Source organism: Streptomyces sp. NBC_00344, assembly GCF_036088315.1.
Classification (GTDB): domain Bacteria; phylum Actinomycetota; class Actinomycetes; order Streptomycetales; family Streptomycetaceae; genus Streptomyces.
Genome location: NZ_CP107996.1, coordinates 962,904 through 986,018, shown reverse-complemented (window position 1 = coordinate 986,018; position 23,115 = coordinate 962,904). Strand labels below are relative to the sequence as shown.

Genomic DNA, 23,115 nt, shown 5'->3' with positions numbered 1-23,115 from the left:
CAGAGCTGCCGGACCGGGAAAGGTTGAGACATGAGCGAGACCGACACAGCAGAACTGACCGAACTGGGGCGGCAGCTCCGCGTCGACGCGGTACGGGCCGCGGACGCGGCAGGCTCCGGACACCCCACGTCGTCCATGTCCGCCGCCGACCTGGCTGCCGTACTGCTCTCCCGGCATCTGCGGTACGACTTCGGTCATCCCGACAGCCCGGGCAATGACCGCTTCGTCCTCTCGAAGGGGCATGCCTCGCCGCTGCTGTACGCGATGTATCTGGCGGCGGGTGCTGTCGATGACGACGAACTGCTCACCTTCCGCAAGAAGGGCAGCCGTCTCGAGGGCCACCCGACACCCCGCATTCCCTGGGTGGATGTGGCGACCGGCTCGCTGGGGCAAGGGCTTCCGATCGGTGTGGGCATGGCGCTGGCGGGCAAGCATCTCGACCGGATTCCCTATCGTGTATGGGTGCTGAGCGGGGACAGCGAGATGGCCGAGGGCTCGGTCTGGGAGGCTGCCGAGCACGCCGGGTTCGAGGGCCTCGACAACCTCACCCTGATCGTCGACGTCAACCGCCTCGGACAGCGCGGGCCCACCCGCCATCAGCGCGACCTGGAGGCGTACGGCCGCAGGCTCCGTGCGTTCGGCTGGCACACGGTCGAGATCGACGGACACGACATCGAGGCCATCGACTCCGCGTACGAGGAAGTACGAGCCGTCACCGGCCGGCCGACCGCGATCATCGCCGGCACCCGCAAGGGGAGTGGTGTCGCGGACGTCGAGGACCGCGAGGGGATGCACGGCAAGCCGCTGCCCGACGCGGCAGCCGCCATCGAGGAACTGGGCGGCCGGCGCACCGCCCGGGTCGATGTGCACAAGCCTCCGGAGGCCACCGTGGCGGCCGTCAGCGGTCTCGGACGCCTCTCCCTGCCGCGCTGGGAGAAGGGCGAAGAGGTCGCCACCCGGAACGCCTTCGGGGAGGCGGTCACCGCCCTCGGCTCGGCGCGCGGCGACGTCGTGGTGCTGGACGGGGAGGTGGGCGATTCGACCCGTGCCGAATTCTTCTCCAAGGAGCACCCCGGCCGCTATTTCGAGTGCTACATCGCCGAACAGCAACTGGCCGCCGCGGCGGTCGGCATGCAGGCGCGCGGATATCTGCCGTTCGCGTGCAGTTTCGCCTCGTTCCTCACCCGCGCCCACGACTTCTTCCGGATGGCGGCCATCAGCGGCGCGGACATGAACGTTGTCGGTTCCCATGTGGGGGTGGCCATCGGTCAGGACGGCCCGTCGCAGATGGGAGTCGAGGATCTGGCCATGTTCCGCTCGGTGCACGGCAGCACCGTCCTGTATCCCAGCGATGCCAACCAGACCGCGAAGCTGGTGGCGGCGATGGCCGGAGCCGAGGGCATCCGCTACCTCCGTACCAACCGCGGTGAGAGCCCCGTCATCTACGGCCCGGACGAGGAGTTCCCGATCGGCGGCAGCAAGGTGCTGCGCTCGGGTGCGGATGACGTGGTGACACTGATCGGTGCGGGCCAGACGCTGCACGAGTGCCTTGGTGCGGCGGACATCCTGGCTCAGGAAGGCATCACGGTGCGCGTCGTCGACCTGTACTCGGTCAAGCCGGTCGATGCCGAAGCGTTGCGGACAGCGGCGGACCTGACCGGTTGTCTGGTGACGGTCGAGGACCACCACCCCGAGGGCGGACTGGGTGACGCGGTGGCCGAAGCGTTCTCGGACGGCAGGCCGGTCCCGCGCCTGGTCAGGCTCGCCGTGACGAACATGCCGGGCTCGGCGTCCCCCGAAGAACAGCTCAACGCGGCGGGCATCGACGCCGCGACGGTGGCCGCGGCGGTCCGGCTGCTGGTGGAGGAAGCGGTGGTCGGCTGACGGAGGCCACCCGGCCCGGCCCTTCCCACGCGGTCCCGGTCTCCGGGAAGGGCCGGGTGGAACGTGTCACCTGCGCGGTCGCCCGCGCTTCGTCCGCCTGCGCCGTGCTCGTCACCGGATCCGTCCGGGGCCGCTTGCGGCGGCTCACGGCATGCGCCGTGTGCCTGGAGCGAGTACCGGCCTGCTGCGCCTTCGTGCGGGATCCCGACAGGAACAACATCGAGGCCCTGCACCGGGAGTTCCCTGAGACGTCCGGGGATTCCGCCGGTCCTCAGCGGGTACCCGCGCATCCATGACCACCAGCAACGCACCCCGCGTGCGCGCAGGTAGCCGTACCGCGACGGTCCGCCGTCCAGAGAAGATCCTCCTCCCCGACCTCCCGCACGGCGGCGCCGGCGGACGTCCGGGAAGTACTGGCCCGGGCCCGCTCCGGGCCTCGGGCCGGGCTTCCCTCGCACGGCAGCGCAGGGCCGGCTCGGCGCCGGCCCGAGGCGGTGAACGGGTATGAGCAGCCAACCGTCCGAGGACAGGAATTCCGACAGCAGTATGAAGCCCGACAGCAGCAACCATCCCGACGACAGCCAGGGTCCCGGAGACGGCAACACCCCCGAAGAGGTTTCCCCCGCCAAGAGTTCCCCCGGGGACGGCTCCGACGGCGAGGATCCCGGCAAGGGTTCCGACGGCGAGAGCACCGATCAGAAGACCAAGGTGACCGTGCTGGTGGCGCTCGCCGCCAACCTCGTCATCGCCCTGGCCAAGGCGATCGGCGGTGTCTTCGCCGGCTCGCCCGCTCTGCTCTCGGAGGCCGCGCACTCCGTCGCCGACAGCCTGAACGAGGTGTTCCTGCTCTTCGCGCTGCGCCGCAGCAAGCGGCCCGCCGACCGCCGGCACCCCTTCGGCTACGGCAAGGAGCGCTTCTTCTGGGCCCTGCTCGCCGCTGTCGGCATCTTCGTCATGGGCGGTTGCTTCTCGTTCCTCCAGGGCATCGAGGCGCTTCGCGGCGGCAACGAGCAGGAGACCACCACGGGGTACATCGTGGGCCTGATCGTGCTGGGTGTGGCGCTGATCGCCGAGGGCACCTCGCTTCTGCGGGCCGTCATCCAGGTACGCGGGCAGGGTGGGCTCGGCAAGGACCCCGCCCTGCGCACCGTGATCGCCGAGGACAGCACAGCGGTGCTCGGCGTTCTGCTGGCCATGGGCGGGATGGCCCTGCACATGGTCACCAAGCAGATCGTCTGGGAGGCCTCCGCGTCCATCGGGATCGGCCTGCTGCTGGTGTATGTCGCCTACCGGCTCGGCAAGGACGCCAGGGACCAGCTGATCGGTGAGGCAGCCGATCCCGAACTCCGCGACCGGATCGAAGACATGCTCAACGAGCAGCCGGAGATCGATGTGGTGTCCTCGCTGCTCACCATGCGGCTCGGTATGGACTCGACGCTGGTGGCCGCCAGGATCGACCTGGTGCCCGGTCTGGAGAGCGAGCAGCTGGAGCTCGTCTCGATGCGGATCAAGTCCGCCATCGCGAAGACCTGGCCGGAAGCCGACCAGGTCTATCTCGATGTGACGGACGCGGCTAGAGCGGCAGCGGGCGATACACCGTGAGAGCCTCGTCGGCCTTGTCGATCCACAGCTCGGACGGTGCCTCGGTGACCTCGCCGTCGAACGCGAGCGGGGTGCCCGGTGCGAGTCCCGCTATGCGCACCCGCCGCAGCCGTTCAGCGGCGTGCACGGGGGAGCGCGACAAGGGCCCGGCGAGGGCGGCGGCCAGCAGCCGGAGGCCGGGCAGCCGGCCTCCGTGCACCACGCGTACGTCGAGCAGGCCGTCCGCGAGATCGAAGCGCCGGCCGGGCGTGGGCCCCATCCGCTGGTACATGCCGTTACCGGCGAACAGCAGCCACAGGGCGCGGTCGTGCCCGCGGAACTCGGCCCTCAGCGGCCGCTCGGAGCTCAGCACCTTCGCGGCCGCCAGTACGCCCGCGGGCCAGCCGCCGATCCGCGGTGACCAGCGTTCCCGGATCCGTACCAGCTCGGGATATACGCCGAGGCTGAAGGTGTTGAGGAAATAGCCGGGCTCACCCGCCGGTCCGCCGGGCCCGGGGGTGAAACGGCCCAGGTCGACCTTGACCGCATCACCGGAAGCCAGCGCCCGGCAGGTGTCGTGCACCTCCTCGATGCCCAGGTCGTAGGCGAAGTGGTTGAGTGTGCCGCCGGGAAAGACAGCCAGCGGGACACCGTGGCGAGAGGCGATGACGGCGGCCCGGTTGACCGTTCCGTCGCCGCCGCAGATCCCCAGTGCCTGGCCGGCCTGCGCGGCCTTCTCCAGCGCGGGGAGCAGCTCATCAGGGTCGCACTCCACCACATCGGCCAGCGGCAGTGCGTCGCGTACCAGGGCCGTCTTGGCGGCAGCACTCCCCGATGCCCTGTTGACCACCACGACCAGATCCTGACCGCCGGGAAGCTTCGGGGCGTCCGTGTGCGGCCGGCCGGGTGCGGGCAGCTGATCCCGTGTCGGGACGAGTCCCCTTACGGCGAAGGCGGCACCCACCCCGAGGGCCGCCCCGATCAGAACATCGCTCGGGTAGTGCACACCGGTGTAGACCCGCGAGGCCGCGACGCCAACCGCGAGCGGCGCGACCGCCGCACCCCAGCTTCTGGATTCCAGTGCCACTCCGGTGGCGAACGCGGCGGCGGAGGCGGCGTGCCCCGAGGGGAACGACGTGGTGACCGGCTGCCGCTTGAGCTGTCTCATCACCGGCACGGCGTCGAGTATCGGCCGGGTCCTGCGGACCGACCGCTTGCCGATCGTGTTCACCACCGCGGAGGCCATCGCCAGCGAGGCCACCCCGCGCACCGCTGCCCGCCTGGCACGTGTCGAACCGCCCATGGCGGCGATCCCGGCGGCGGCGCCGAACCACAGCACGCCGTGATTGGCGCTGCGGCTGAGCCTGGGCAGAACGGGGCCCGCACCCGGCCAGTGCCGGGTCGCGGCCGTGTGGAACAGGGCTCTGTCCCGGGTGCCGAGCCAGCCGGCCAGCCGCCGGTACTGTCCGGGGCCGGCGGGGGGAACAGCGGATGACATGGGGATCCAGCCTCTCCTCGGTCGGTACGCGGCCGGGCCGGCCCTCCCGCCACAGGAGCGAAGTGATCCGGCGCCGATGACCGATCGTCGTACCCCGTCCCCACCGGTACATGCTTTTGGTCACCCCCGGCGCGTCACCACGTGTCCGGCAATGGCGGGGAAGCGCGCCGCACGGGGTGGCGGGGTGCGGGGTGCGGGACGGCGTACGCCCCGTGCGAACCGGGGACCGGGGCCGTCGCACACGGGGCGCCCCGGTCCCGGGGCGCCCGGGGACCGTCCGTGCTATGCCTCGGTGACGCTCAGAGCCACGTCCTGTACGGAGGCATAGGCGCGCTCCGGTGGCAGGGCGGTGACCAGCCGCACCATCCGGTCGGGCGCGTGGTGCTCGTCCAGCGAGCGCAACAGGTCACCGCGACCGGCCGGGAAGGTGGCCCGGGTCAGATGGCGGGCGAGTTCGAACCGGACTTCCTCGAAGGTTCCGGTCGCTCCCGTCGCCAGCTGGGGATCGTCGTCCGCGACGGGCTCCGGATCGTTCCACTCCTCGGTGCGGGTCGAGTGCCCGGACCGCAGCATTCCCTGGAGTTCGTGCTTCATCTCGTCGTCCCTGCGGCGGCTGAGACGGTCGCTTCCTCGCTGCATGAGGTGTACCTCCAACGTTCGGGTGTCCCCGGCACGTACCCGAGTGGAGAGGCGCAAACATACGATTCCGCCGGCAGTTGTGCCGGCCGCCCGGTACGCGGGAATCCGGTGGGCAGGGGCGGAACGGAGGCCGGTGCGCGTCCGAACCGCCGTCGGGCTGCGGAAGCGGACCGACCGGCCACGGCGTTCCGGGAGCCGGCCGTGCTCACCGGCTTGGCCGAACAGACCGTGTGCCCGCCCCGGCACGCTGAGAGGTGGGCGTCGCTCTCCCGACCGGGCACCGGGACGAGCGTCCTGCCGGCCGGACCACGGGAGGTGGCGAACGCGGCGCTGCCCAGCGACGACGCGGCCGAACTGCTGCGGTCGCTCGCCCGGCCTGCCATCCGCAACCTGAGCAAGGTCCGCGAGCGATCGCCAGGACCCGCGGTCGTGGCCTGCGGAACGCAGCGCCGTGTCCCGGGAAAGGAGCTCCGCGCCACCGGCCCGCGGCCGGGTCGCCAGGTGTCCGAGCCCCCCGGGCGCGGGTATTCACGGTCGCCCACTCGGACAATCCTACGTATAAAGGTCTCGATGGATCGAAGCGCGGTGGAGGTGGCGCCATGCAGAGGACGGTTCCGGAGAGCCACGGCCCTGTGCGCTACGGGCCGCCCGCTCCCGGCCCCGGTCTCCCGGTCCTTCCCGAACTCCAGGAGGTGTTCGCCGCCGCGTCGTCCCGCATCGGGCCGGAGCCGCCCGGTGGCGGTACCGCGCTGCGGCAGGCTGCCGCGGGGTACTGGACCCGGCGCGGGCTGCGCTGCGGACCGGACGACGTGATAGCGGCCGCCGGCATCCAGACACTGCTCTTCGCGCTGCTCGCGGCCGATGACGGCGACGTGCTGGTGCCCCGCCCGTGCCCCGCCTGGTGGACTCCGCAGGCGCGGCTCCTGGGGCGGCCCGCCTACCATGTGCCGACCCCGGCGGAGTGCGGCGGCGTCCCGGATCCGTACGCCCTGCTGGAGACGGTGCGCAGGGTGCGGGCCGAAGGCGGCACCCCCGGGCTGCTGCTGCTCTCGGTCGCCGACGACCCCACGGCCACCGTCGCGCCTCCCGAGGTGGTGCACGAGGCATGTGAGGCCGCGGTCTCCGAGGGGCTGCACCTCATCAGCGACGAGACCTGGAGCGGCACCACTCACAGGCCGCACGAGACCGTGCTGCTCAGCCCGGCCGAGATGTGCCCGGACGATGTCACGGTCACCGTGGATCTGGCGGGTTCGATCACCCCGTCGGCCTGGCCGGTCGCCGTGGCCCGCTTCCCGGACACCCCTGACGGCGCGGCCCGGCGCGCGAGAGCACTCGACATCCTCACCGCACTGGGCTCCGTGGTGGCCGGCCCGGTGGCGGCGGCGGCCACCCACGCGCTGGGGGAACCACCGGCGGTGCGGGACCTCGCACGGCGGGCCGCCGTGCTGTACGCCCGGGTCGCGGGGGCCGCGCACCACTCGGTGCTGGCAGCGGGGGCACTCGCCCGTCCTCCGCAGGCCGGCCGGCACTTCTACGCCGACCTGGGCCCGCTGCGGCCGGGACTGGAGGAGCGGGGCGTCACCGACTCGCTGGAACTGGAGAACTACCTGGGCGAACGCATCGGGGCACCCACACCCGGCGGACACCGGTTCGGAGACGACCCGTACGCGCTGCGCGTGCGGTTCGCCACCGGCCCGCTGCTCGGAGCGACCCAGGAGCAGCGCCTGGAGTCCCTCAACTCGACGGAACCACTCGAACTGCCCCATGTGGCAGGCGCGTTGAGCAGGTTCGCCACGGCCCTGGACCAACTGCGGTGACCTTCGCACCGCCACCGGATGGAGCCCATCGATGACGGAACAGACAGAGCGCTCCCTCGCCGGCGCGGAGCCGCCCGCCGCCCGGCCCGAACCCGGCATCCGGACCAGGCCCCGGGCCGAGCCCCGGCCGTCCGGCGGGCCCCGGACCGACACCGTGCCCGGCGGCCCGGCGGACCCCGGCGTCCCCCGGCTCCCCGGCGGGACCCGCCGCTGGCCGAAGTCGTTCGCCGACCGGCTGACCGCGCCGCTGCCCGGCGTCGGGGCGATCGCGCGGCTGGCCAGGGAAGGCTCCATGCGTCCGCGGCCGCACGGGCTGCGCGACATCCCGCTGCTGCCCTACGAGCCCGCTCCGCTTCCTGCCGTGGACGCCGATACGGTCTCCGTCACCTGGGCGGGCCACGCCAGCTGGGTGGTGCGCATCGGTGGCCTCACGGTCCTCACCGACCCCGTCTGGTCGCGCAGAATCCTCGGCACCCCTGCCAGGATCACCCCGGTCGGGGTCCGCTGGGATGATCTGCCACCCATCGACGCGGTGGTCATCAGTCACAACCACTACGACCACCTCGACGCGCCGACGCTCCGGAGGCTGCCGCGCGACACCCCGCTCTTCGTGCCGGCCGGTCTGGCCCGCTGGTGCCGGCGCCGCCGCTTCACCCGGGTCACCGAACTCGACTGGTGGGAGTCGGCCGAGACGGGCGGTGTCCGTTTCGAATTCGTCCCCGCCCACCACTGGTCGAAGCGAACCCTCACCGACACCTGCCGCTCCCTCTGGGGTGGCTGGGTGCTCAGCGACCGCGGCGGACAGCGCGTCTACTTCGCGGGCGACACCGGATACGGCCACTGGTTCACCGAGATCGGGCGCCGCCACCCCGGAATCGATCTGGCGTTGCTGCCCATCGGTGCCTACGCACCGCGGTGGATGCTCGGTCCCGTGCACACCGACCCCGAGGAGGCCGTCGCGGCCTGCGCGGATCTGGGGGCCCGCCGGATGGCACCCATGCACTGGGGCACCTTCCTGCTCTCGGCGGAGCCGGTGCTCGAACCGCTGCACCGGGTCAGGGCGGCGTGGGAGCTCGCCGGGCGCCCGCGCGAGAATCTCTGGGATCTGCCGGTCGGCGGCTCCAGGATTCTGCAGGACGACGCCTCAAGGGTGCTCAGACACCAGCCCTGAGCCTGCGCCACACCGCCGGCGCCCCGCTCACCAGCAGGGTCAGCGCCACCGCGACGACCACGCCCTTCCAGGGTTCGTCGAAGAGCGAGCCGCCCAGGATGCCGATGAGCTGATACGCCGCTGCCCAGGCGAGACAGGCCGTGACATCCCCTCGGGCGAACTGCCGCAGCGGCATCTCGCCCAGCAGGCACGCCAGCATCACCGGAATCCGGCCGGCCGGGACCAGCCGGGAGAGCACCAGGACGGTCCTGCTGTGGTTGCCGAGTTTCTCCTCCGCCTGCGCGAGACGAGCCTGCGGTACCCGCTTGCGGAGCGCCTCCAGCCAGCGGGAGCCGTTCCTGGAGTGCACTCCGCGGCGGCCGAGCCAGTACAGGGCCATGTCCCCGATGAAGGCGGCGGATGACGCCACCAGGAACACCAGGAGCAGCGCGAAGGGCTCGCTCTGGTGGAAGGCGACCACCGCCGCCGTGCTCACCAGGGCCCCTGTCGGCACCACGGGTACCAGGGATCCCAGGGCGACCAGGAGAAAGAGGGTGGGGTAGCCGACGGCACGCTGGGTGGACTCCATGGGCACCTGGCCCACGAGTTCACTGATCACTTGGCCACCTCGGGCCGCACCTGTTCACCGTGGGCGAGCCGGTGCACGGACACCTCGGGCGCCAGCTGCGCGGCCTGCCGAACGAACTCGGCGCCCGGTGTGTGGAATTCATGCGGACGGATCCCGTCCATCCCGACCGGCCAGTACGTGCCGTAGTGCACCGGGACGGCCGACCGGGGCCGCAGCAGCGCCAGCGCCTGCGCGGCCCGCCGTGCGTCAAGGTGCTCCTGGCCGAGGAAGGGGCCCCAGCCGCCGACCGGCAGCAGCGCCACATCGACCTCGCCGACGGCATCCGCCATCGTGTCGAAGAGCCCGGTGTCCCCGGCGAAGTAGGTCCTCGCCTCGCCGCTGACGACGTAGCCGAGCGCGGGGGCGCGCTGCGGCCCCACCGGCAGCCGCCGGCCGTCGTGATGCGCGGGCACCGCCCGTACCAGCAGATCCGCGACGCGTACCTCGTCTCCGGGGGCCACCTCGGTGACGTCAAGGCCGAGCCGGCGCAGACCCGGCACGGCGCGGCTCGCCCCGCGGGGTGCGATCAGCCGGGTGCCGGGTGCCAGCCGGGCCAGCGAGGGGAGATGCAGATGGTCGGCATGCAGATGCGAGACCAGAACCGCCTGGGCGTCGGTGGCGCTCCGCGGCGGAACCGCTCCGCGGCGCCGCCGCAGATGCGCGAGTCTGCGGGCGAAGAGGGGATCGGTCAGCACCCGGACCCCGGAGTCCTCGACCGTACAGGTGGCATGACCCCACCAGGTCACATCGACCGTCACCCGCCGCCTCCTCGTTTTCTGCCCGTACCGCCGTTTGCCGTACGAGCCTATGTGCCCGCCTGCCCGGGCCGCGGCGTGGTCACCTTCCGGCGCTGTGAAAAACTGGCGCAGGGCCCGCCAGGGGTTCCGTTCGGACGGAAGGTGGCACAGGAGTGGCCTCAGGGCGGTGGCGCAGGGCGGGCAGCGCCCTGTTCCGGGTGATCGTGGTGTGGGTGGTCTCGGCGCTGACCATGCTGGTGCTGGCCGGGATCCTGCCGGACTTCCAGCTGGAGTCCGGCAGCGGAGACAGCGCCACCCGGGTCGCGATGACCGCGGGATGGGGCGCCGCCGCTTTCGGTCTGCTGACCGTTCTGGTCTGGCCACTCGTGGTGAGGGCACTGCTGCTGGTGCCCGCCCTGCTTCTCGGGCTGCTGGTCTTCTTCCTCAACGGCTCCCTGCTGCTGCTCGCGCTGCGGCTGATCCCGGACGGGCGCGGAGAATCCAATCCGGAGACCGCGATCGTGGTCGCCGCCGTGATGTCCGCTGTCGCCTCCGCCACCTCCACGTCCCTCGCGGTACGTGACGACGAGGCCTACCGGCGACGACTCTCGCGCCTCGCCGACCGGCGGCGGCGCAGGCGCGGCGACGCCGGCCGGACGGGCGGTCCGCACGGCACCGTCTTCCTCCAGCTCGACGGCGTCGGGCATGCGGTGCTGGTGCGGGCGATGGCAGAGGGACTCATGCCCACGGTTGCCGAGTGGCTGGCATCCACCCACCGCCTCGATGCCTGGCGCACCGACTGGTCCAGCCAGACCGGCGCAAGCCAGCTGGGTATCCTGCACGGTTCCAACCACGACATCCCGGCCTTCCGCTGGTACGAGAAGGACACCGGGAACCTGATGGTCTGCAACCGTCCGGCGAGCGCGGCGGTTCTGCAGCGACGAGCGATCGAACGCACCGGTGACGGCGGGCTGCTGACCGTGGACGGCGCAAGCCGCGGCAATCTCTTCAGCGGCGGCGCCGACCAGCTCGCGCTGGTGCTGTCCATGGCGGCGCGGCGCGGCAGACGCAACCGCTCACGGGCCGGCTACTTCGCGTACTTCTCCGACCCGGCCAACGCCGTGCGTACCGCGATGTCGTTCGTCGCCGAGGTCTGCCGGGAGATCGGACAGTCCTCAGGGGCCCGCGCGCGTAAGGAAGAGCCGCGGGTCAAGCGCGGCGGGCTCTACCCGTTCATCCGGGCCTTCGCGACGGTCGTGGAGCGCGACGTGGTGGTCTCCGCGGTGATCGGTGACATGTTCGCCGGGCGTACCGCCGTCTATGCCGATCTGGTGGCCTACGACGAAGTGGCACACCACAGCGGGCCGCAGAGCCGGGACGCGGCGAAGGTGCTCGAGCGCCTGGACCGTTCACTGGCGCTGATGGCGAAGGTCGCGGAACACGCTCCGCGCCCGTACCGGATCGTGCTGCTCTCCGATCACGGGCAGAGTCCCGGCCGGACCTTCGAGGGCGCGTACGGGCTCACGTTGAAGGAGTTGGTACGGGAAGGCTGCGGGCTCTCGGTGCCGCACAAGCCAGTCCGTACCGGAAGCGGTTCCGAGGCGCGCGGCGCCGTGCGCGTGGTCCTGCACCGGCCGATGCCGGACGGCGACGAGTCACTTCCGCTGCCCGGATCCGACCCGGTGGTGCTCGCCTCCGGCAATCTGGGCCTGATCTCCTTTCCGGACGTGCCGGAACGTATGACGCGCGAACAGCTCGACCGCCGTCATCCGGCCCTGCTGCCCACGCTGGCAGGCCACCCGGGCATCGGATTCCTGCTCGTCGGCAGCGAGGAGCACGGCTCGGTGGTGCTGGGTCCTGACGGGGCAGAGGTTCCGGTCGCGGAACTCACCGACGGCACAGGTCCGCTCGCGCCCTTCGGCGCGGGCGCTGCCGACGCCGTCCGGCGCACCGATACCTTCCCGCATGTCGCCGACATCATGGTCAACTCGATGTACGACCCGGACACCGGTGAAGTGCGCGCCTTCGAGGGGCAGATCGGTTCGCACGGCGGGCTCGGCGGAGACCAGTCACGCCCCTTCCTGCTCTCTCCGCGCGATCTCGGCGCACCGGCGCCCGTGGGCGTCGAGCTGACCGGTGCTGAGCAGGTGCACACCGTGCTGCGACGCTGGCTCACCGCATGCGAGGGGCCGCAGGTACCGCTCGGCACGCAGAAGGCCGGCACGCAGAAGGCCGGCACGCCGGCGGACGGTGGCCCGGCATCCGGCCCGCCGGCGACCGTCCCGGTGACGGACGGCAGGGCGGCGAACGGTGAGGTGCCGGACCTGGCCGGCTGAACCGGCCGCGGCGCGCACCCGGGGTGCTTCCCCCTGGGCACACGCCGCGTCCGGCACAGGACCCACCTGTCCGGTGCCGGATGGAGCGTCCCCGCTCCTCACAGCACGGGGGCCGTCCTTCCGGACGCGGTGACGGGCCCCGCAGCGCTCAGCCGGTGATGATCGCCGGGTCGCTCACCCCGGGCATCCCGTTCTCCACATGCCCGGCGAGCCGGCGCAGGTAGGTGCTGTCCCGGTCGGACACCACGGTCAGGTCGTACCAGCGCTTGGTGGACCTCAGGTCGACGCGGTGCACCACGCTCCGGCCTTTGCGCACAGTGAAGGTCTCGCTGTGCCCGCCGTACGCGTTGGTCACCGTGAGGTGGCAGTCGGAGCTACCGGAATTGGTCATGGTCAGCTCGACGCAGCCGCTGCCCGTCCCGTCGTGACGGGCGCTCACCTCGGGGCCGGCCGTGGACCCCGGGCCCCGGAACGTACGCAGAAAGCCGTTGGGCCCGGACACGGACAGGTCGTACGACCCCTTCGAGTAGGCCGTGTTCCAGGTGTCGGAGATCTTCTTGCCGGCCTCGGTGGTGTACGACCACGGCCCGTCCGAACGGTTCGCCGATGTCACGATGAAGCACGCACCGGCCGCGGGCCCCGCGCCGAACGTGAGGGTGAACCGTCCGGTGGAGGGCGCCGCGGCACCGTCGACCTGCGGAGCGTAGGGCAGCGGCCGGGTGGGCCTGGATCCGGTCTCCTGCTTCGGCAGGGCGGGGTCGGCGGGCGCCTTGGGCACGTAGCTGTCGTGCCGGTCGCGGTCCGGGGGCCGGTAGCCCGCGGTGTCCGGAAGCGGCACATGTCCGGTGTCCTTCAGGCCGAAGTCGAAGGCCGATGTGAGGTCACCGCAGATGGCGCGCCGCCAGGGCGAGATGTTGGGTTCGCGGACACCGAAGCGGCGCTCCATGAACCGCAGGATGGATGTGTGGTCGAAGAGTTCGGAATCGACGAAGCCTCCGGTGCTCCAGGGCGACACCACGATCATCGGCACCCGCTGGCCGAGGCCGTAGGGCCCCGCCGCATAGGCGGGGCTGCCCGGGAACCAGTCGAGCGAGGTGTCCACGGTCGAGGCGCCGCGGTCCGCCGAGGCGGGAGGGAACGGCGGCAGCACATGGTCGAAGTAGCCGTCGTTCTCGTCGTACGTGACGAAGAGCGCCGTTTTGCTCCACACCTCCGGATTGGACGTGAGCGCGTCGAGCACTTGGGAGACGTACCAGGCGCCGTAGTTCGCGGGCCAGTTGGGATGTTCGGAGAACGCCTCGGGTGCCGCGATCCAGGAGACCTGCGGGAGGGTACCGGCCTTCACATCCGCGGTGAGGATGTCGAAGTAGCCGTCGCCGCCGGCGGCGTCGGTGCCGGTGCGGGCCTTGTCGTAGAGCGGGTCACCGGGCTTCGCGTTGCGGTACTTGTTGAAGTACAGGAGCGAGTTGTCGCCGTAGTTGCCCCGGTAGGCGTCGTCGATCCAGCCCCAGGAGCCCGCCGCGTCGAGACCGTCACCGGTGTCCTGGTAGATCTTCCAGGAGATGCCGGCCTGCTGGAGACGTTCGGGGTAGGTCGTCCAGTCGTACCCCGCCTCGGCGTTGCCGAGGACAGGGCCGCCGCCCTTGCCGTCGTTGCCGACATGCCCCGACCACATGTAGTAGCGGTTGGGGTCGGTGGCTCCCATGAACGAGGAGTGATAGGCGTCGCAGACGGTGAAGGCGTCGGCGAGTGCGTAGTGGAACGGAATGTCCTGCCGGTTCAGGTGGGCCATGGTGCCCGCGGACTTGGCGGGAATCCACTGGTCGTACTTGCCGTTGTTCCAGGCCCTGTGCCCGCCGGCCCAGTCGTGATCGAGACCGGCGATGAACTGCATTCCGAGGTCTTCGGCGTCCGGGTGGTAGGGCAATACGTCCTTGGTGCCGTCCGACTGGTACCAGACCGGCTTGCCGCCGGCCGGTGCCACGGGGCGTGGGTCACCGAAGCCGCGAACGCCCTTCATCGAGCCGAAGTAATGGTCGAAGGAACGGTTCTCCTGCATCAGGACGACGATGTGCTCGATGTCGTCGACCGTGCCCGAGCGGCGCTCGGCGGGGATGGCGGCGGCGCGGGCGATGCTGTCCGACAGGGCTGAGAAGCCCGCGGTCGCGCCCGCGATCTGGAGGAAGCGGCGCCGGTTGAGCTGAGGCATGAGTGTGGGGACCTCTCGCGAAGTGAAAGCAGGAGCCAGCCGAGTGTTTCCAGATGAGTGCGTGAAAGGGAAGGGGTAGTGACGTCCGGGTGAATCCGTGCGGCACCCGCGACGAACAACCCGCCCGGTTCAGGCCGGGTTTTCCGGTGGCCGGTCACCGTGACCCGGACCGGTCGGATCGTCCGGGTCCGAGAGGACCGCAGGCCCCCAGGTGTCCGGCAGCGCCGCCGGTATCCCGGGGCCCGCATGAGGGAGCCGGCGACGGCGTCCGCACACGGGGCTTGAAATCCACGGCATGAAACCACTGCCCCAGGGCATCCGAAGATCGACACCCGTCCGAACACATTTCCCCGAGGAGATCACCGTGCTGCTCGCCCATCCCGTCATCATGCGGAATCTCGTCGAGCGCTACGAGGCCCTTTCCGTCCTGCACGCCGGGAGCGGCGCTCCCACCGCCCGACGGGAACTGGACGACGTCGCTTATCTGCTGTGCATAGCCACCGGAACGAGTGATGTCGACGCGGCGCTGATCGCCGCCGCCTGCGATCTGCCCGGGGCCCGGACCGCGGACGACTCGGTCATCGGCGACCAGCTGCCGGCCGGCCGCCCGCGTTGCGAGCCCGCACGGGGCGCGGGAGGGTCATGACAGCGAGCACGAGGAGGCCCGACCCATGCCCATCGCCACGGTGAACCCTGCGAACGGTGAGACGCTCAAGACGTTCGACGCGCTGGGACCCCAGGACATCGAGCACCGGCTTGCGATCGCCGATGCCACGTTCCGGCAGTACCGCACCACGGACTTCTCCGAGCGGGCTGCGCTGCTGAACCGCGCGGCCGACCTGCTGGAGCAGGAGCAGACGGACATCGCGCGCACCATGACCACCGAGATGGGTAAGCCCCTCGCAGCCGCTCGTGCGGAAGCCGCCAAGTGCGCGAAGACGATGCGCTGGTACGCACGGCATGCCGGGGATCTCCTCGCCGACGAACATCCGGCGGACGCGGACGCCCAGGACTCCGGCGCCGTCCGTGCCTTCGTCCGCTATCGGCCGCTCGGTGTGGTGCTGGCCGTGATGCCGTGGAACTTCCCGCTCTGGCAGGTCGTACGGTTCGCTGCGCCGGCCCTGATGGCGGGCAACGTGGGCCTGCTGAAGCACGCGTCGAACGTCCCGCAGACCGCGCTCTACCTGGGCGATCTCTTCCGGCGGGCGGGATTCCCCGAAGGCTGCTTCCAGACTCTGCTGGTGGGTTCCGACGCGATCGAGTCCATTCTGCGCGACCCAAGGGTGGCAGCCGCGACCCTCACCGGCAGCGAACCTGCCGGCCGGTCGGTCGCCGCCATCGCGGCCGACGAGGTCAAGAAGACGGTGCTGGAACTGGGCGGCAGCGACCCGTACATCGTCATGCCGTCCGCGGATGTGGAGCGGGCGGCCGCCGTCGCGGTGACGGCCCGCACCCAGAACAACGGACAGTCATGCATCGCGGCGAAGCGTTTCATCGCCCATTCGGACGTCTACGACACCTTCCTCGACCGCTTCACCACCCGGATGGCGGAACTGACCGTCGGGGACCCGATGGAGGAGTCCACCGATGTCGGCCCGCTCGCCAGCGAGCAGGGCCGCGCCGACCTGGAGGAGCTGGTGGACGACGCCGTCCGTCTCGGAGCCACCGCGCTCTGCGGCGGCGGGAGGCCGCCGGGCTTCGACCGCGGGTGGTACTACGCGCCCACCGTGCTGATCGGGATCACCGACGAGATGCGCATCCACCGCGAGGAGGCCTTCGGGCCCGTGGCCACGGTCTACCGGGTGGACAGCATCGACGAGGCGGTGGAGCTCGCCAATGACACGCCGTTCGGGCTGAGTTCCAACGTCTGGACCCGGGACGACGCCGAAACGGCCAGGTTCGTCAGGGACCTGGCGGCCGGCGGGGTCTTCTTCAACGGGATGACCGCCTCCCACCCCGCGCTGCCCTTCGGCGGCGTCAAGCGCTCCGGCTACGGCCGCGAACTCTCCGGCCACGGCATCCGCGAGTTCTGCAACATCACCACGGTCTGGTACGGGGCCGAACCGGCCGGCTCCTGACGGGGGACGGCAGGGTCAGCGAGCCGATCAGCCGGACACCGCAACGAACACAGCAAGGAAAGTGAGCACGATGGCCGACACCGCCAACCCCAACACCCTGGTCAAGGTGGCTCTCACCGGGCACTCGCACGACGACGCCGCCGCTGTCTTCGAAGCACTCCGCGCGGCCTTCCCCTCCGACCGCGCCGCGTCCGACGTACCGCAGTCTGAGGCCGACGATGCCCGGCCGACCGTCTGGACGGCAAGTTACGAGGTGCGGGAGGCCCCCCAGGGCGAACCGGCGGCCACCAGCCTGAAGGGCAGCGTCACGGCCACGGTGCAGGGCGGCTACCGGGCGGTCGACGTGCTGCGTGGCGTCCTGGAAGGTGCGTTCAGCGTGCAGGAGAAGGGGACCGCGTCCGGCGACCAGGAGAAGGAGACGGAACTCGTGCTGGAGAGCCGGTGACGGGCCTTCACACCCGTTTGGGCAGCCGCACCACGGTGAGGAAGAAATCGTCGATCTGGCGTACCGCCGAGAGAAACTGCTCAAGGTCCACCGGTTTGGTGACGTAGGCGTTGGCGTGGAGCTTGTAGCTGCGCAGGATGTCCTCCTCCGCCGACGACGTGGTCAGCACGACGACCGGGATGTCGCAGAGTTCCGGATCAGTCTTGATCCGCTCGAGCACCTGGCGGCCGTCGTACTTGGGCAGATTCAGATCGAGCAGAACCAGGTCGGGACGCGGCGCGCCGGTGTGGGCGCCACGCCGGTAGAAGAAGTCGAGAGCCTCCTCACCGTCGCGGACCACATGGAGGGTGTTGCGGATCTTGTTGTCCGCGAACGCCTCGCGCGTCATCAGTTCGTCGCCCGGATCGTCCTCGACGAGAAGAACCTCGATGGATTCCATCGGCATGGTCATGCTGTCTCTCCCTGCGATGATGCGGCGACTCGTACGACGGCTACCGGGGCGGGCAGCGCGACCCCGGCCTCGGCCGGGGCGGCGGGGGCCACCGGCAGGGTGAAATGAATGCGCGTGCCCGCGGTGACGCTGTCGTCCAGCCAGATCCTGCCGCCGTGGAACTCGACGATCTTCCGGCACAGAGCTAGCCCGATGCCGGTGCCCTCGTACTCGTCGCGGGCATGCAGACGCTGGAAGATCACAAAGACCTTCTCGGAGAACTCGGGTGGGACGCCGATGCCGTTGTCGGACACCGTGGCGTGCCATTCGTCGCCCTCACGGGTGCAGCCGACGGTCACCACACACGGCTCGTCCCGCCGGCGGAACTTGATGGCGTTGCCGATCAGGTTCTGCCAGAGCATGGTGAGGGCGGTGGGGTCCCCGGTGACCTCGGGAAGCGTGTCCTGGCGGACGACCGTGGCCCCGGACTCCTCGGTGACAGTCGCGAGATTTGCCAGTGCCCGCTCCAGCGGAGCGTCCAGAGGAACCTGCTTCCAGCCGTCGAGGACACGTCCGACCCGCGAGAAGGTGAGCAGATCGTTGATCAGGACCTGCATGCGCTTCGCGCCGTCCACGGCGAAGTCGATGTACTGCTTCCCCCGGGCGTCGAGCTCCGAGCCGTAGCGCTTCTCCAGCAGCTGACAGAACGAGGCCACCTTGCGCAGGGGTTCCTGGAGATCGTGCGAGGCGACATAGGCGAACTGTTCCAGCTCCGAGTTGGACCGCCGCAGTTCCTCGGCCTGTTCGCCCAGCAGGGCTTCACGTTCCTGCGATTCGGCGAGCGCCTCGACCAGCCGCAGGCGCATGTCCTCGACTGCCGCTCCGACGGCCCGGACATCGGACGGGCCCCCCGCAGTGATCCTCCGGTCGAAGGTTCCGCTGCGCACATCGTCGGACGAGGTGCGCAGCGCGTTCAGCGGCCTGCCCACCATCCGGTGCAGCAGCACGCTGAGCGCGAGCGCCATCAGGGCGAAGGCGACCACCAGGGCGATGAGCACCCGGTTCTGGGTCCTGCGCGACTCGGTGAGCTGCTGCCGGGTGTGCACCCTGGCCGTCTCGACATGCTGCTGCTGGAGTGCCAGATCGGTCCGCAGTTCGTCGAAGGCGGTCTTGCTCTGCTGGACCAGCGCCCTGGAACCTGCCCCGGGCCCGTCCTTGCGTACCGCGGCGATCAGCGGTTCGGCCTGCGCGCGACGCCAGTTCTGCGCGGCGAGCCGGATGCGGTCCAGGTCCTGGCCGAAGGGGCGACCGGGGCCCAGGACCCTGCTGATGTCCGCGTGATAGGTCCGCTCGTCGCGCTGGCCCTGCTCGTACGGCGCGAGGAACGATTCGTCACCGCTGAGTGCGTATCCGCGCGCTCCGGTCTCCTGGTCGAGCAGGGACTTCTGCAGCTGGAAAGAGGCGGAGCGGGCCGGCTGGATCCGGTCGACGAGATCGGACGTGTGGTCGTTGGTGCGGGTCATGAAGACCGCGCCGACCGCGGTGCAGCCGCACACCAGCACCACGAATCCGGCGAGAATCAGATGGACCCAGTTCTGCACCGACAGTCCGGTCCTGAAATCCTGCCGTGCCGTGGGGTGTCGTGTTGTTGCGATGTCACTCATGGTGCGTCGATCCCCATCCCAGATGCAGCACGGCCACGTCGTCCGCGAGGCCCCCGTAGGGTGCGGCGCCCTCGGTCGCGCCGTGGACCAGGGCGTCGACGAACGCGTCGGCCGACAGCCCCCCGTGTCTTCGGGCGAGTTCCAGAAGACCTGTCTCACCCAGCCGGGAATCGGTTCCGGTCCTTCCTTCGAACAGTCCGTCGGTGAAGAGCACGATATGGCCGTTGCCCGGCAACGGGATCTCGGTCTCGGTCCACTGAGCGGCGCCGGGCAGCAGCCCCAGGGCCATGCCACCTGCCGGTTCGTCCCAGGTCACTTCGGTGCCATGGCGCATCATGAACCCGGGGTGCCCGGCCCGGGTGACACGCACATGCCCACCGCCGGGCGGCAGTGCAAGCGAGGTGACGGTGGCGAAGATGCGCGGATCGGACCTCTCGGCGACCAGGATCTCCTCGAGGAGCCGGATCTGCTCCAGGTGTTCCATCCCGCAGAGAACGGCGGTGCGCCATGCGACCCGCAGGCACACTCCCAGGGCGGCCTCCGCGGCGCCGTGCCCTGAGACGTCGCCTATCACCGCGTGTACCGTCCGGTCCGCCGTCTGCACCACGTCATAGAAGTCACCGCTCAGCAACCCGTGCGCCCGGCCCGGTGTGTAGCGCGCCACCACCTCGAAGTCCCGTCCGCGCAGCAGAGGCACCGGGAGCAGGCCGCGCTCCAGCCGGGCGTTCTCCTCGGCGATCAGCCGGTTCGCCTGGAGAGCGGCAGCCGACCGCTCGACCTGCTTGCGCTGGAGGGCATACCGGACCGCCCGGCTCAGCGACTCCGGATCGAGCCTGCCTTTGACCAGGTAGTCCTGTGCGCCGGTGGCGACGGCAGCGAGCCCCGCCTCGGACTCGGAAAGCCCGGTGAGTACGACGATGGCCGCGTCCGGAGCCGTGCGCACGATACGGGTGACCGCTTCCAGCCCCTGCACGTCCGGCAGATGCAGATCGAGCAGCACACAGACCGGCGTGGGACAGGTACTCAGGAAGGTCTGGGCCTCAGCGAGCGACTTGCACCAGTTGACGCGGGAATCCAGATTGCTGTCGATGAGCATTTCCTCGACGAGCAGCGCGTCGCCGGCGTCGTCCTCGACCAGCAGCATGACAGCGTCGGCATCCTCAACGGCGCCTCCGTCTGTGGTCAGGAGCTCTTGGCGAGTCCTTGTCGCAGGCACCGCGGGACGCGCCGAGGCTGTCACGGACGTCTCGTACACACTCCACCCCTCACCCCGACGGCGCGGGTTTCAGGGCGCCGTACCGGCGCGAAGTCTATGCGACCCGGGCAGCGGTGATGCCCGAAGGGGCGGCCTCCGGCCGTCGCCCGGCCCGGGGCGGCCGGTCGCGGCTGCCCCGGGCGGGCGCCTGCCGTACGCCGGAGCGCGGCGCCGTACGGGAGGGTGTACGGGGACGGATGGAGGCGTGCTCCCCGGGTAGGCGACCGGCGAAGAAGCCGAGCGGGGACGGGGCTGCCACGTGACCATGGATGACGCGCCCAGCCACGGACGCGACGAGACCGAGGAGGAGCGGGCCGACCGGAAGTGGACGGATCTGCTCCAGGAACTGCGGGTCGCGCAGACCGGTGTGCAGATCCTCTTCGGCTTCCTGCTCACCGTGGTCTTCCAGCAGCGGTTCACCGGACTCTCCGGGACGGACCGCGGCATCTACACGGTGACGGTCGTGCTGGGCGCGGCCACGACGGGCGCCCTCATCGCACCGGTCTCGCTGCACCGGCTCCTCACCGGCCGGCAGCTCAAACCCCAGGCCGTCGTCTGGGCATCCCGGCTGACCCTGCTCGGGCTCGCGCTGCTGCTGTGCACGATGGCGTGTTCGCTGCTCCTGGTCCTCCGGGTCGCCCTGCACAACACCACCGCGCTGTGGCTCGTCGGCGTCATGGTCGGCTGGTTCGTGGTGTGCTGGGGCGTCATCCCCCTCTGGGCGCGGCATATGAGCCGCGATCAGGACGGGTGTGAGAGATAGCGGGGAAACCGGGGCTGCTCGAACACGAGCTGGAGGCCGTGGTCCGAGCGCCGGCGGTCACCAGTGCGGCCGTCGGCCCGGTACCCCTCAAGACCCGGGGCCACCAAGCCGGATGTGCGGGCCGCTGGTGTCGCAGCAATGGTTGGGACAGCATGCGGCGCATGGACTTGATGCCTCTGCTTTCCACGCTGACCGGTGCTTCCATCGGCATCGCTGCCACCCTGATCGCCGATCGCAGCAGATGGCGGCGCGAGGAAGCACGTCACGCTCTGGAAGTGCGGCGCGCCGCGTACGGCGAGTACGCCTCCGCCCTCAAGGACGCGGGGGAGGAGATACGGGCCGTCGCGCTGGGCGATCACAGGTCCGAGTCGGCGCGTGATGCGGCGGTGCGCGAAGTCTTCCGTGGGACCGGATTGCACACGGCGAGCGAGCAGCTCTGACTTGTGGGCCCGCCGCTCGTCGTTGCGGCCGGGAACGAGGCGTTCCACAGCCTGCGCCGGATGCGCGACGCCTATGCCCGCGGGGTCGAGGTGGGCTCCGCCGAGGACGTGGCCTTCGTCCGGCAGCGCCGCACGGCCATGGCCGAGATGCGCCGCCGTATGCGTGAGGATCTGGGCATCGGGCCCCTCGGAATCGAATGACGTCACCGCGCGTGCCCACCGCCACGACGACCACCCGGCGATCTGTGCGCTCTCGGCACCGGCAGCCGCACCGGCCGGCGGCCGCCTCGCAGCTCAGCGAGGCGGCGCACCGGGTGCGCCCGCTACGGCTTCATGGACTGCAGATAGCTCACCGTCGCCGGATCCGCCGGCAGGAACGTTTCGATGGCCAGCTCGGCCACCGTCACATCCATCGGGGTGTTGAAGGTGGAGATGGAGGACACGAAGGACAGCACCCGTCCGTCGTGTTCGATCCGCAGAGGAAGCGCGAAGCACGGGTAGGGGGCCGGATCCTGCCGGTCGTCCGGATCGTGGGACCCGGCAAGCGGGTATCCGCTGACCTCTTCGTACAGGCGGCGCAGCGGCTCGGAGCGCGCCAGCGCGACCTGGCGTTCCATCTGGTGCAGCAGATGACCGCGCCACTCCCGGAGATTGCGGATGCGCGGGGCGAGCCCGGACGGATGCAGGGTCAGCCGCATCGCGTTGAGCGGCGGGGTGAGCAGCTGCCCGGGTACCCCTTCCAGCAGCATGGCGATCCCGCGGTTGGCGGCGACCACGTTGTACATCCCGTCGACCACCAGCGCCGGATACGGTTCGTAGCCCTGCAGCAGCTGCTGGATTCCCTCGTGCAGTGCGCCCATCGAGGGGTCGTCGAGAAGCGTTTCGGCGTATCGGGGGGCATAGCCGGCCGCCAGCAGCAGCGCGTTGCGCTCGCGCACCGGGACGTCGAGGTGTTCGGCGAGGCGCAGGATCATCTCCTCGCTGGGGCGGGAGCGGCCGGTCTCGACGAAGCTGATGTGGCGGGCGGACGACTCGGCACGCAGAGCCAGCTCCAACTGGCTGATCCGGCGCTGCCGGCGCCAGCCGCGCAGCAGTGTCCCTACCCCTGTGTCGAGCGCGACAGTTGTCATACCCAGACCGTAACCTCGCAGTCACCGCTACCTGGAAGGAGCCCCGCAATGCCCGCTGCGCCGCTGTCGCGGAAGGACATCGAGGACCGGCTGCACGAGCTGCCCGGCTGGTCACTGGAAGGGGACAGGATCGCCCGTTCCTACCGGTTGCCCCATCACTTCGGGGCCACCGCGCTGGTCGTCCACATCGCCCAGATCCAGGAAGAGCTCGGCCACCACTCCGATCTGATGCTCGGCTACAACACGGTCCGGCTGACCGTGAACTCGCACGACGCCGGCGGAGCGGTGACCGAGAAGGACTTCGAGCTGGCCCGGCGGGTGGAGGAAATCGCGCCCGGGCACAGGGCCGGCTGAGCGGCCGTCGCCGTCGGACACGCGGCAGGCCCCCTCCGCCCGCCACCGGGCACCGCGGACGGCGCGAGGGCACGGAT

At 70.7% G+C, this 23,115-nt stretch carries 21 protein-coding genes; 12 read left to right on the top strand and 9 right to left on the bottom strand.

The genetic code is table 11. The annotated features are described in order from the left end of the window. Positions 1-30: 30 nt before the first annotated feature. Together OHS16_RS04505 and OHS16_RS04500 are read left to right on the top strand one after the other, a co-directional pair. Positions 31-1,884, top strand: coding sequence for a transketolase (locus OHS16_RS04505; protein ID WP_328535847.1), 1,854 nt, complete (start codon positions 31-33; stop codon positions 1,882-1,884). A gap of 504 nt (positions 1,885-2,388) precedes the next feature. After that, the gene (locus OHS16_RS04500; protein ID WP_328535846.1) at positions 2,389-3,486 is read left to right on the top strand and encodes a cation diffusion facilitator family transporter; all 1,098 of its coding nucleotides are present in this window, start codon (positions 2,389-2,391) and stop codon (positions 3,484-3,486) included. On the opposite strand, the gene OHS16_RS04495 is transcribed toward OHS16_RS04500, so the two are convergent. Both OHS16_RS04495 and OHS16_RS04490 read right to left on the bottom strand, forming a co-directional pair. Next, a complete protein-coding gene (locus tag OHS16_RS04495) occupies positions 3,458-4,963 on the bottom strand; it encodes a bifunctional phosphatase PAP2/diacylglycerol kinase family protein (RefSeq protein WP_328535845.1) in 1,506 nt (501 codons plus the stop codon). The two genes, OHS16_RS04500 and OHS16_RS04495, sit on opposite strands and share 29 nt — an antisense overlap. A gap of 282 nt (positions 4,964-5,245) precedes the next feature. Next, entirely contained in the window at positions 5,246-5,602 is a 357-nt protein-coding gene (locus OHS16_RS04490) for a DUF2795 domain-containing protein (protein ID WP_328535844.1), read from the bottom strand. Between the two features lie 599 nt (positions 5,603-6,201). On the opposite strand from OHS16_RS04490, the gene OHS16_RS04485 reads away from it, so the two are divergent. Beyond that, complete coding sequence (locus OHS16_RS04485; RefSeq protein WP_328535843.1) at positions 6,202-7,419, top strand: aminotransferase class I/II-fold pyridoxal phosphate-dependent enzyme; 1,218 nt, start codon at positions 6,202-6,204, stop codon at positions 7,417-7,419. 31 nt (positions 7,420-7,450) lie between these two features. After that, the gene (locus OHS16_RS04480) at positions 7,451-8,590 is read left to right on the top strand and encodes an MBL fold metallo-hydrolase (RefSeq protein ID WP_328535842.1); all 1,140 of its coding nucleotides are present in this window, start codon (positions 7,451-7,453) and stop codon (positions 8,588-8,590) included. Here OHS16_RS04480 and OHS16_RS04475 read toward each other — a convergent pair. Both OHS16_RS04475 and OHS16_RS04470 read right to left on the bottom strand, forming a co-directional pair. Beyond that, the gene (locus tag OHS16_RS04475; protein WP_443042741.1) at positions 8,574-9,158 is read right to left on the bottom strand and encodes a DedA family protein; all 585 of its coding nucleotides are present in this window, start codon (positions 9,156-9,158) and stop codon (positions 8,574-8,576) included. The two genes, OHS16_RS04480 and OHS16_RS04475, sit on opposite strands and share 17 nt — an antisense overlap. 26 nt (positions 9,159-9,184) lie before the next feature. After that, a complete protein-coding gene (locus OHS16_RS04470; RefSeq protein ID WP_328535840.1) occupies positions 9,185-9,955 on the bottom strand; it encodes an MBL fold metallo-hydrolase in 771 nt (256 codons plus the stop codon). Between the two features lie 152 nt (positions 9,956-10,107). Here OHS16_RS04470 and OHS16_RS04465 point away from each other — a divergent pair, with 152 nt between their 5' ends. Further along, on the top strand, positions 10,108-12,270 hold the full coding sequence (locus OHS16_RS04465) for a phage holin family protein (RefSeq protein ID WP_328535839.1): 2,163 nt from the start codon (positions 10,108-10,110) through the stop codon (positions 12,268-12,270). A gap of 148 nt (positions 12,271-12,418) precedes the next feature. Here the strand turns inward: OHS16_RS04465 and OHS16_RS04460 are convergent, their stop codons facing one another. After that, positions 12,419-14,479 carry a phosphocholine-specific phospholipase C gene (locus tag OHS16_RS04460; protein WP_328535838.1) on the bottom strand — a complete coding sequence of 687 codons (2,061 nt, stop codon included), beginning with the start codon at positions 14,477-14,479 and terminating at the stop codon, positions 12,419-12,421. Positions 14,480-14,843: 364 nt separating this feature from the next. On the opposite strand from OHS16_RS04460, the gene OHS16_RS04455 reads away from it, so the two are divergent. The 3 genes from OHS16_RS04455 (at position 14,844) to OHS16_RS04445 (ending at position 17,002) form a co-directional block, all read left to right on the top strand. After that, a complete protein-coding gene (locus OHS16_RS04455) occupies positions 14,844-15,125 on the top strand; it encodes a DUF5133 domain-containing protein (protein ID WP_328540712.1) in 282 nt (93 codons plus the stop codon). Between the two features lie 25 nt (positions 15,126-15,150). Next, complete coding sequence (locus OHS16_RS04450; protein ID WP_328535837.1) at positions 15,151-16,557, top strand: NADP-dependent succinic semialdehyde dehydrogenase; 1,407 nt, start codon at positions 15,151-15,153, stop codon at positions 16,555-16,557. A gap of 70 nt (positions 16,558-16,627) precedes the next feature. Beyond that, positions 16,628-17,002, top strand: coding sequence for a hypothetical protein (locus OHS16_RS04445; protein WP_328535836.1), 375 nt, complete (start codon positions 16,628-16,630; stop codon positions 17,000-17,002). Between the two features lie 7 nt (positions 17,003-17,009). Here OHS16_RS04445 and OHS16_RS04440 read toward each other — a convergent pair whose 3' ends face one another. The 3 genes from OHS16_RS04440 to OHS16_RS04430 are packed head-to-tail and all read right to left on the bottom strand — an operon-like array spanning position 17,010 to position 20,240. Further along, positions 17,010-17,453, bottom strand: a complete 444-nt coding sequence (locus OHS16_RS04440; RefSeq protein WP_328535835.1) for a response regulator — start codon at positions 17,451-17,453, stop codon at positions 17,010-17,012. Beyond that, positions 17,450-19,096 (bottom strand): sensor histidine kinase, encoded by a 1,647-nt coding sequence (locus OHS16_RS04435; RefSeq protein ID WP_328535834.1) that lies wholly within the window; start codon positions 19,094-19,096, stop codon positions 17,450-17,452. Before OHS16_RS04435 ends, OHS16_RS04440 begins: the two co-directional genes overlap by 4 nt. Next, the gene (locus OHS16_RS04430) at positions 19,089-20,240 is read right to left on the bottom strand and encodes a PP2C family protein-serine/threonine phosphatase (protein ID WP_328535833.1); all 1,152 of its coding nucleotides are present in this window, start codon (positions 20,238-20,240) and stop codon (positions 19,089-19,091) included. The genes OHS16_RS04435 and OHS16_RS04430 overlap by 8 nt, the downstream gene beginning before the upstream one ends. Positions 20,241-20,616: 376 nt before the next feature. Here OHS16_RS04430 and OHS16_RS04425 point away from each other — a divergent pair, with 376 nt between their 5' ends. The 3 genes from OHS16_RS04425 to OHS16_RS04415 all read left to right on the top strand — a co-directional run bounded on the left by OHS16_RS04425 (position 20,617) and on the right by OHS16_RS04415 (position 21,755). Continuing rightward, complete coding sequence (locus OHS16_RS04425) at positions 20,617-21,114, top strand: DUF6328 family protein (protein WP_328540711.1); 498 nt, start codon at positions 20,617-20,619, stop codon at positions 21,112-21,114. Between the two features lie 161 nt (positions 21,115-21,275). After that, positions 21,276-21,554 (top strand): hypothetical protein, encoded by a 279-nt coding sequence (locus tag OHS16_RS04420; RefSeq protein ID WP_328535832.1) that lies wholly within the window; start codon positions 21,276-21,278, stop codon positions 21,552-21,554. Between the two features lie 60 nt (positions 21,555-21,614). Beyond that, on the top strand, positions 21,615-21,755 hold the full coding sequence (locus OHS16_RS04415) for a hypothetical protein (protein ID WP_328535831.1): 141 nt from the start codon (positions 21,615-21,617) through the stop codon (positions 21,753-21,755). 122 nt (positions 21,756-21,877) lie between these two features. Here OHS16_RS04415 and OHS16_RS04410 read toward each other — a convergent pair whose 3' ends face one another. Next, entirely contained in the window at positions 21,878-22,684 is an 807-nt protein-coding gene (locus OHS16_RS04410) for a helix-turn-helix domain-containing protein (RefSeq protein ID WP_328535830.1), read from the bottom strand. A gap of 48 nt (positions 22,685-22,732) precedes the next feature. Between OHS16_RS04410 and OHS16_RS04405 the strand changes: the two genes are divergently transcribed. Continuing rightward, a complete protein-coding gene (locus OHS16_RS04405) occupies positions 22,733-23,038 on the top strand; it encodes a 4a-hydroxytetrahydrobiopterin dehydratase (protein WP_328535829.1) in 306 nt (101 codons plus the stop codon). Positions 23,039-23,115: the final 77 nt, after the last annotated feature.

Excerpts from the sequence above, each read along its gene's own strand:
- OHS16_RS04415 (WP_328535831.1), top strand. The coding sequence starts at position 21,615 with ATGCGCGACGCCTATGCCCGCGGGGTCGAGGTGGGCTCCGCCGAGGAC.
- OHS16_RS04435 (WP_328535834.1), bottom strand. The coding sequence starts at position 19,096 with ATGAGTGACATCGCAACAACACGACACCCCACGGCACGGCAGGATTTC.
- OHS16_RS04495 (WP_328535845.1), bottom strand. The coding sequence starts at position 4,963 with ATGTCATCCGCTGTTCCCCCCGCCGGCCCCGGACAGTACCGGCGGCTG.
- OHS16_RS04425 (WP_328540711.1), top strand. The coding sequence starts at position 20,617 with ATGGATGACGCGCCCAGCCACGGACGCGACGAGACCGAGGAGGAGCGG.
- OHS16_RS04405 (WP_328535829.1), top strand. The coding sequence starts at position 22,733 with ATGCCCGCTGCGCCGCTGTCGCGGAAGGACATCGAGGACCGGCTGCAC.
- OHS16_RS04475 (WP_443042741.1), bottom strand. The coding sequence starts at position 9,158 with ATGGAGTCCACCCAGCGTGCCGTCGGCTACCCCACCCTCTTTCTCCTG.
- OHS16_RS04485 (WP_328535843.1), top strand. The coding sequence starts at position 6,202 with ATGCAGAGGACGGTTCCGGAGAGCCACGGCCCTGTGCGCTACGGGCCG.
- OHS16_RS04420 (WP_328535832.1), top strand. The coding sequence starts at position 21,276 with ATGGACTTGATGCCTCTGCTTTCCACGCTGACCGGTGCTTCCATCGGC.
- OHS16_RS04410 (WP_328535830.1), bottom strand. The coding sequence starts at position 22,684 with ATGACAACTGTCGCGCTCGACACAGGGGTAGGGACACTGCTGCGCGGC.
- OHS16_RS04450 (WP_328535837.1), top strand. The coding sequence starts at position 15,151 with ATGCCCATCGCCACGGTGAACCCTGCGAACGGTGAGACGCTCAAGACG.
- OHS16_RS04480 (WP_328535842.1), top strand. The coding sequence starts at position 7,451 with ATGACGGAACAGACAGAGCGCTCCCTCGCCGGCGCGGAGCCGCCCGCC.
- OHS16_RS04500 (WP_328535846.1), top strand. The coding sequence starts at position 2,389 with ATGAGCAGCCAACCGTCCGAGGACAGGAATTCCGACAGCAGTATGAAG.
- OHS16_RS04430 (WP_328535833.1), bottom strand. The coding sequence starts at position 20,240 with ATGCTGCTGGTCGAGGACGACGCCGGCGACGCGCTGCTCGTCGAGGAA.
- OHS16_RS04445 (WP_328535836.1), top strand. The coding sequence starts at position 16,628 with ATGGCCGACACCGCCAACCCCAACACCCTGGTCAAGGTGGCTCTCACC.
- OHS16_RS04505 (WP_328535847.1), top strand. The coding sequence starts at position 31 with ATGAGCGAGACCGACACAGCAGAACTGACCGAACTGGGGCGGCAGCTC.
- OHS16_RS04460 (WP_328535838.1), bottom strand. The coding sequence starts at position 14,479 with ATGCCTCAGCTCAACCGGCGCCGCTTCCTCCAGATCGCGGGCGCGACC.
- OHS16_RS04490 (WP_328535844.1), bottom strand. The coding sequence starts at position 5,602 with ATGCAGCGAGGAAGCGACCGTCTCAGCCGCCGCAGGGACGACGAGATG.
- OHS16_RS04440 (WP_328535835.1), bottom strand. The coding sequence starts at position 17,453 with ATGACCATGCCGATGGAATCCATCGAGGTTCTTCTCGTCGAGGACGAT.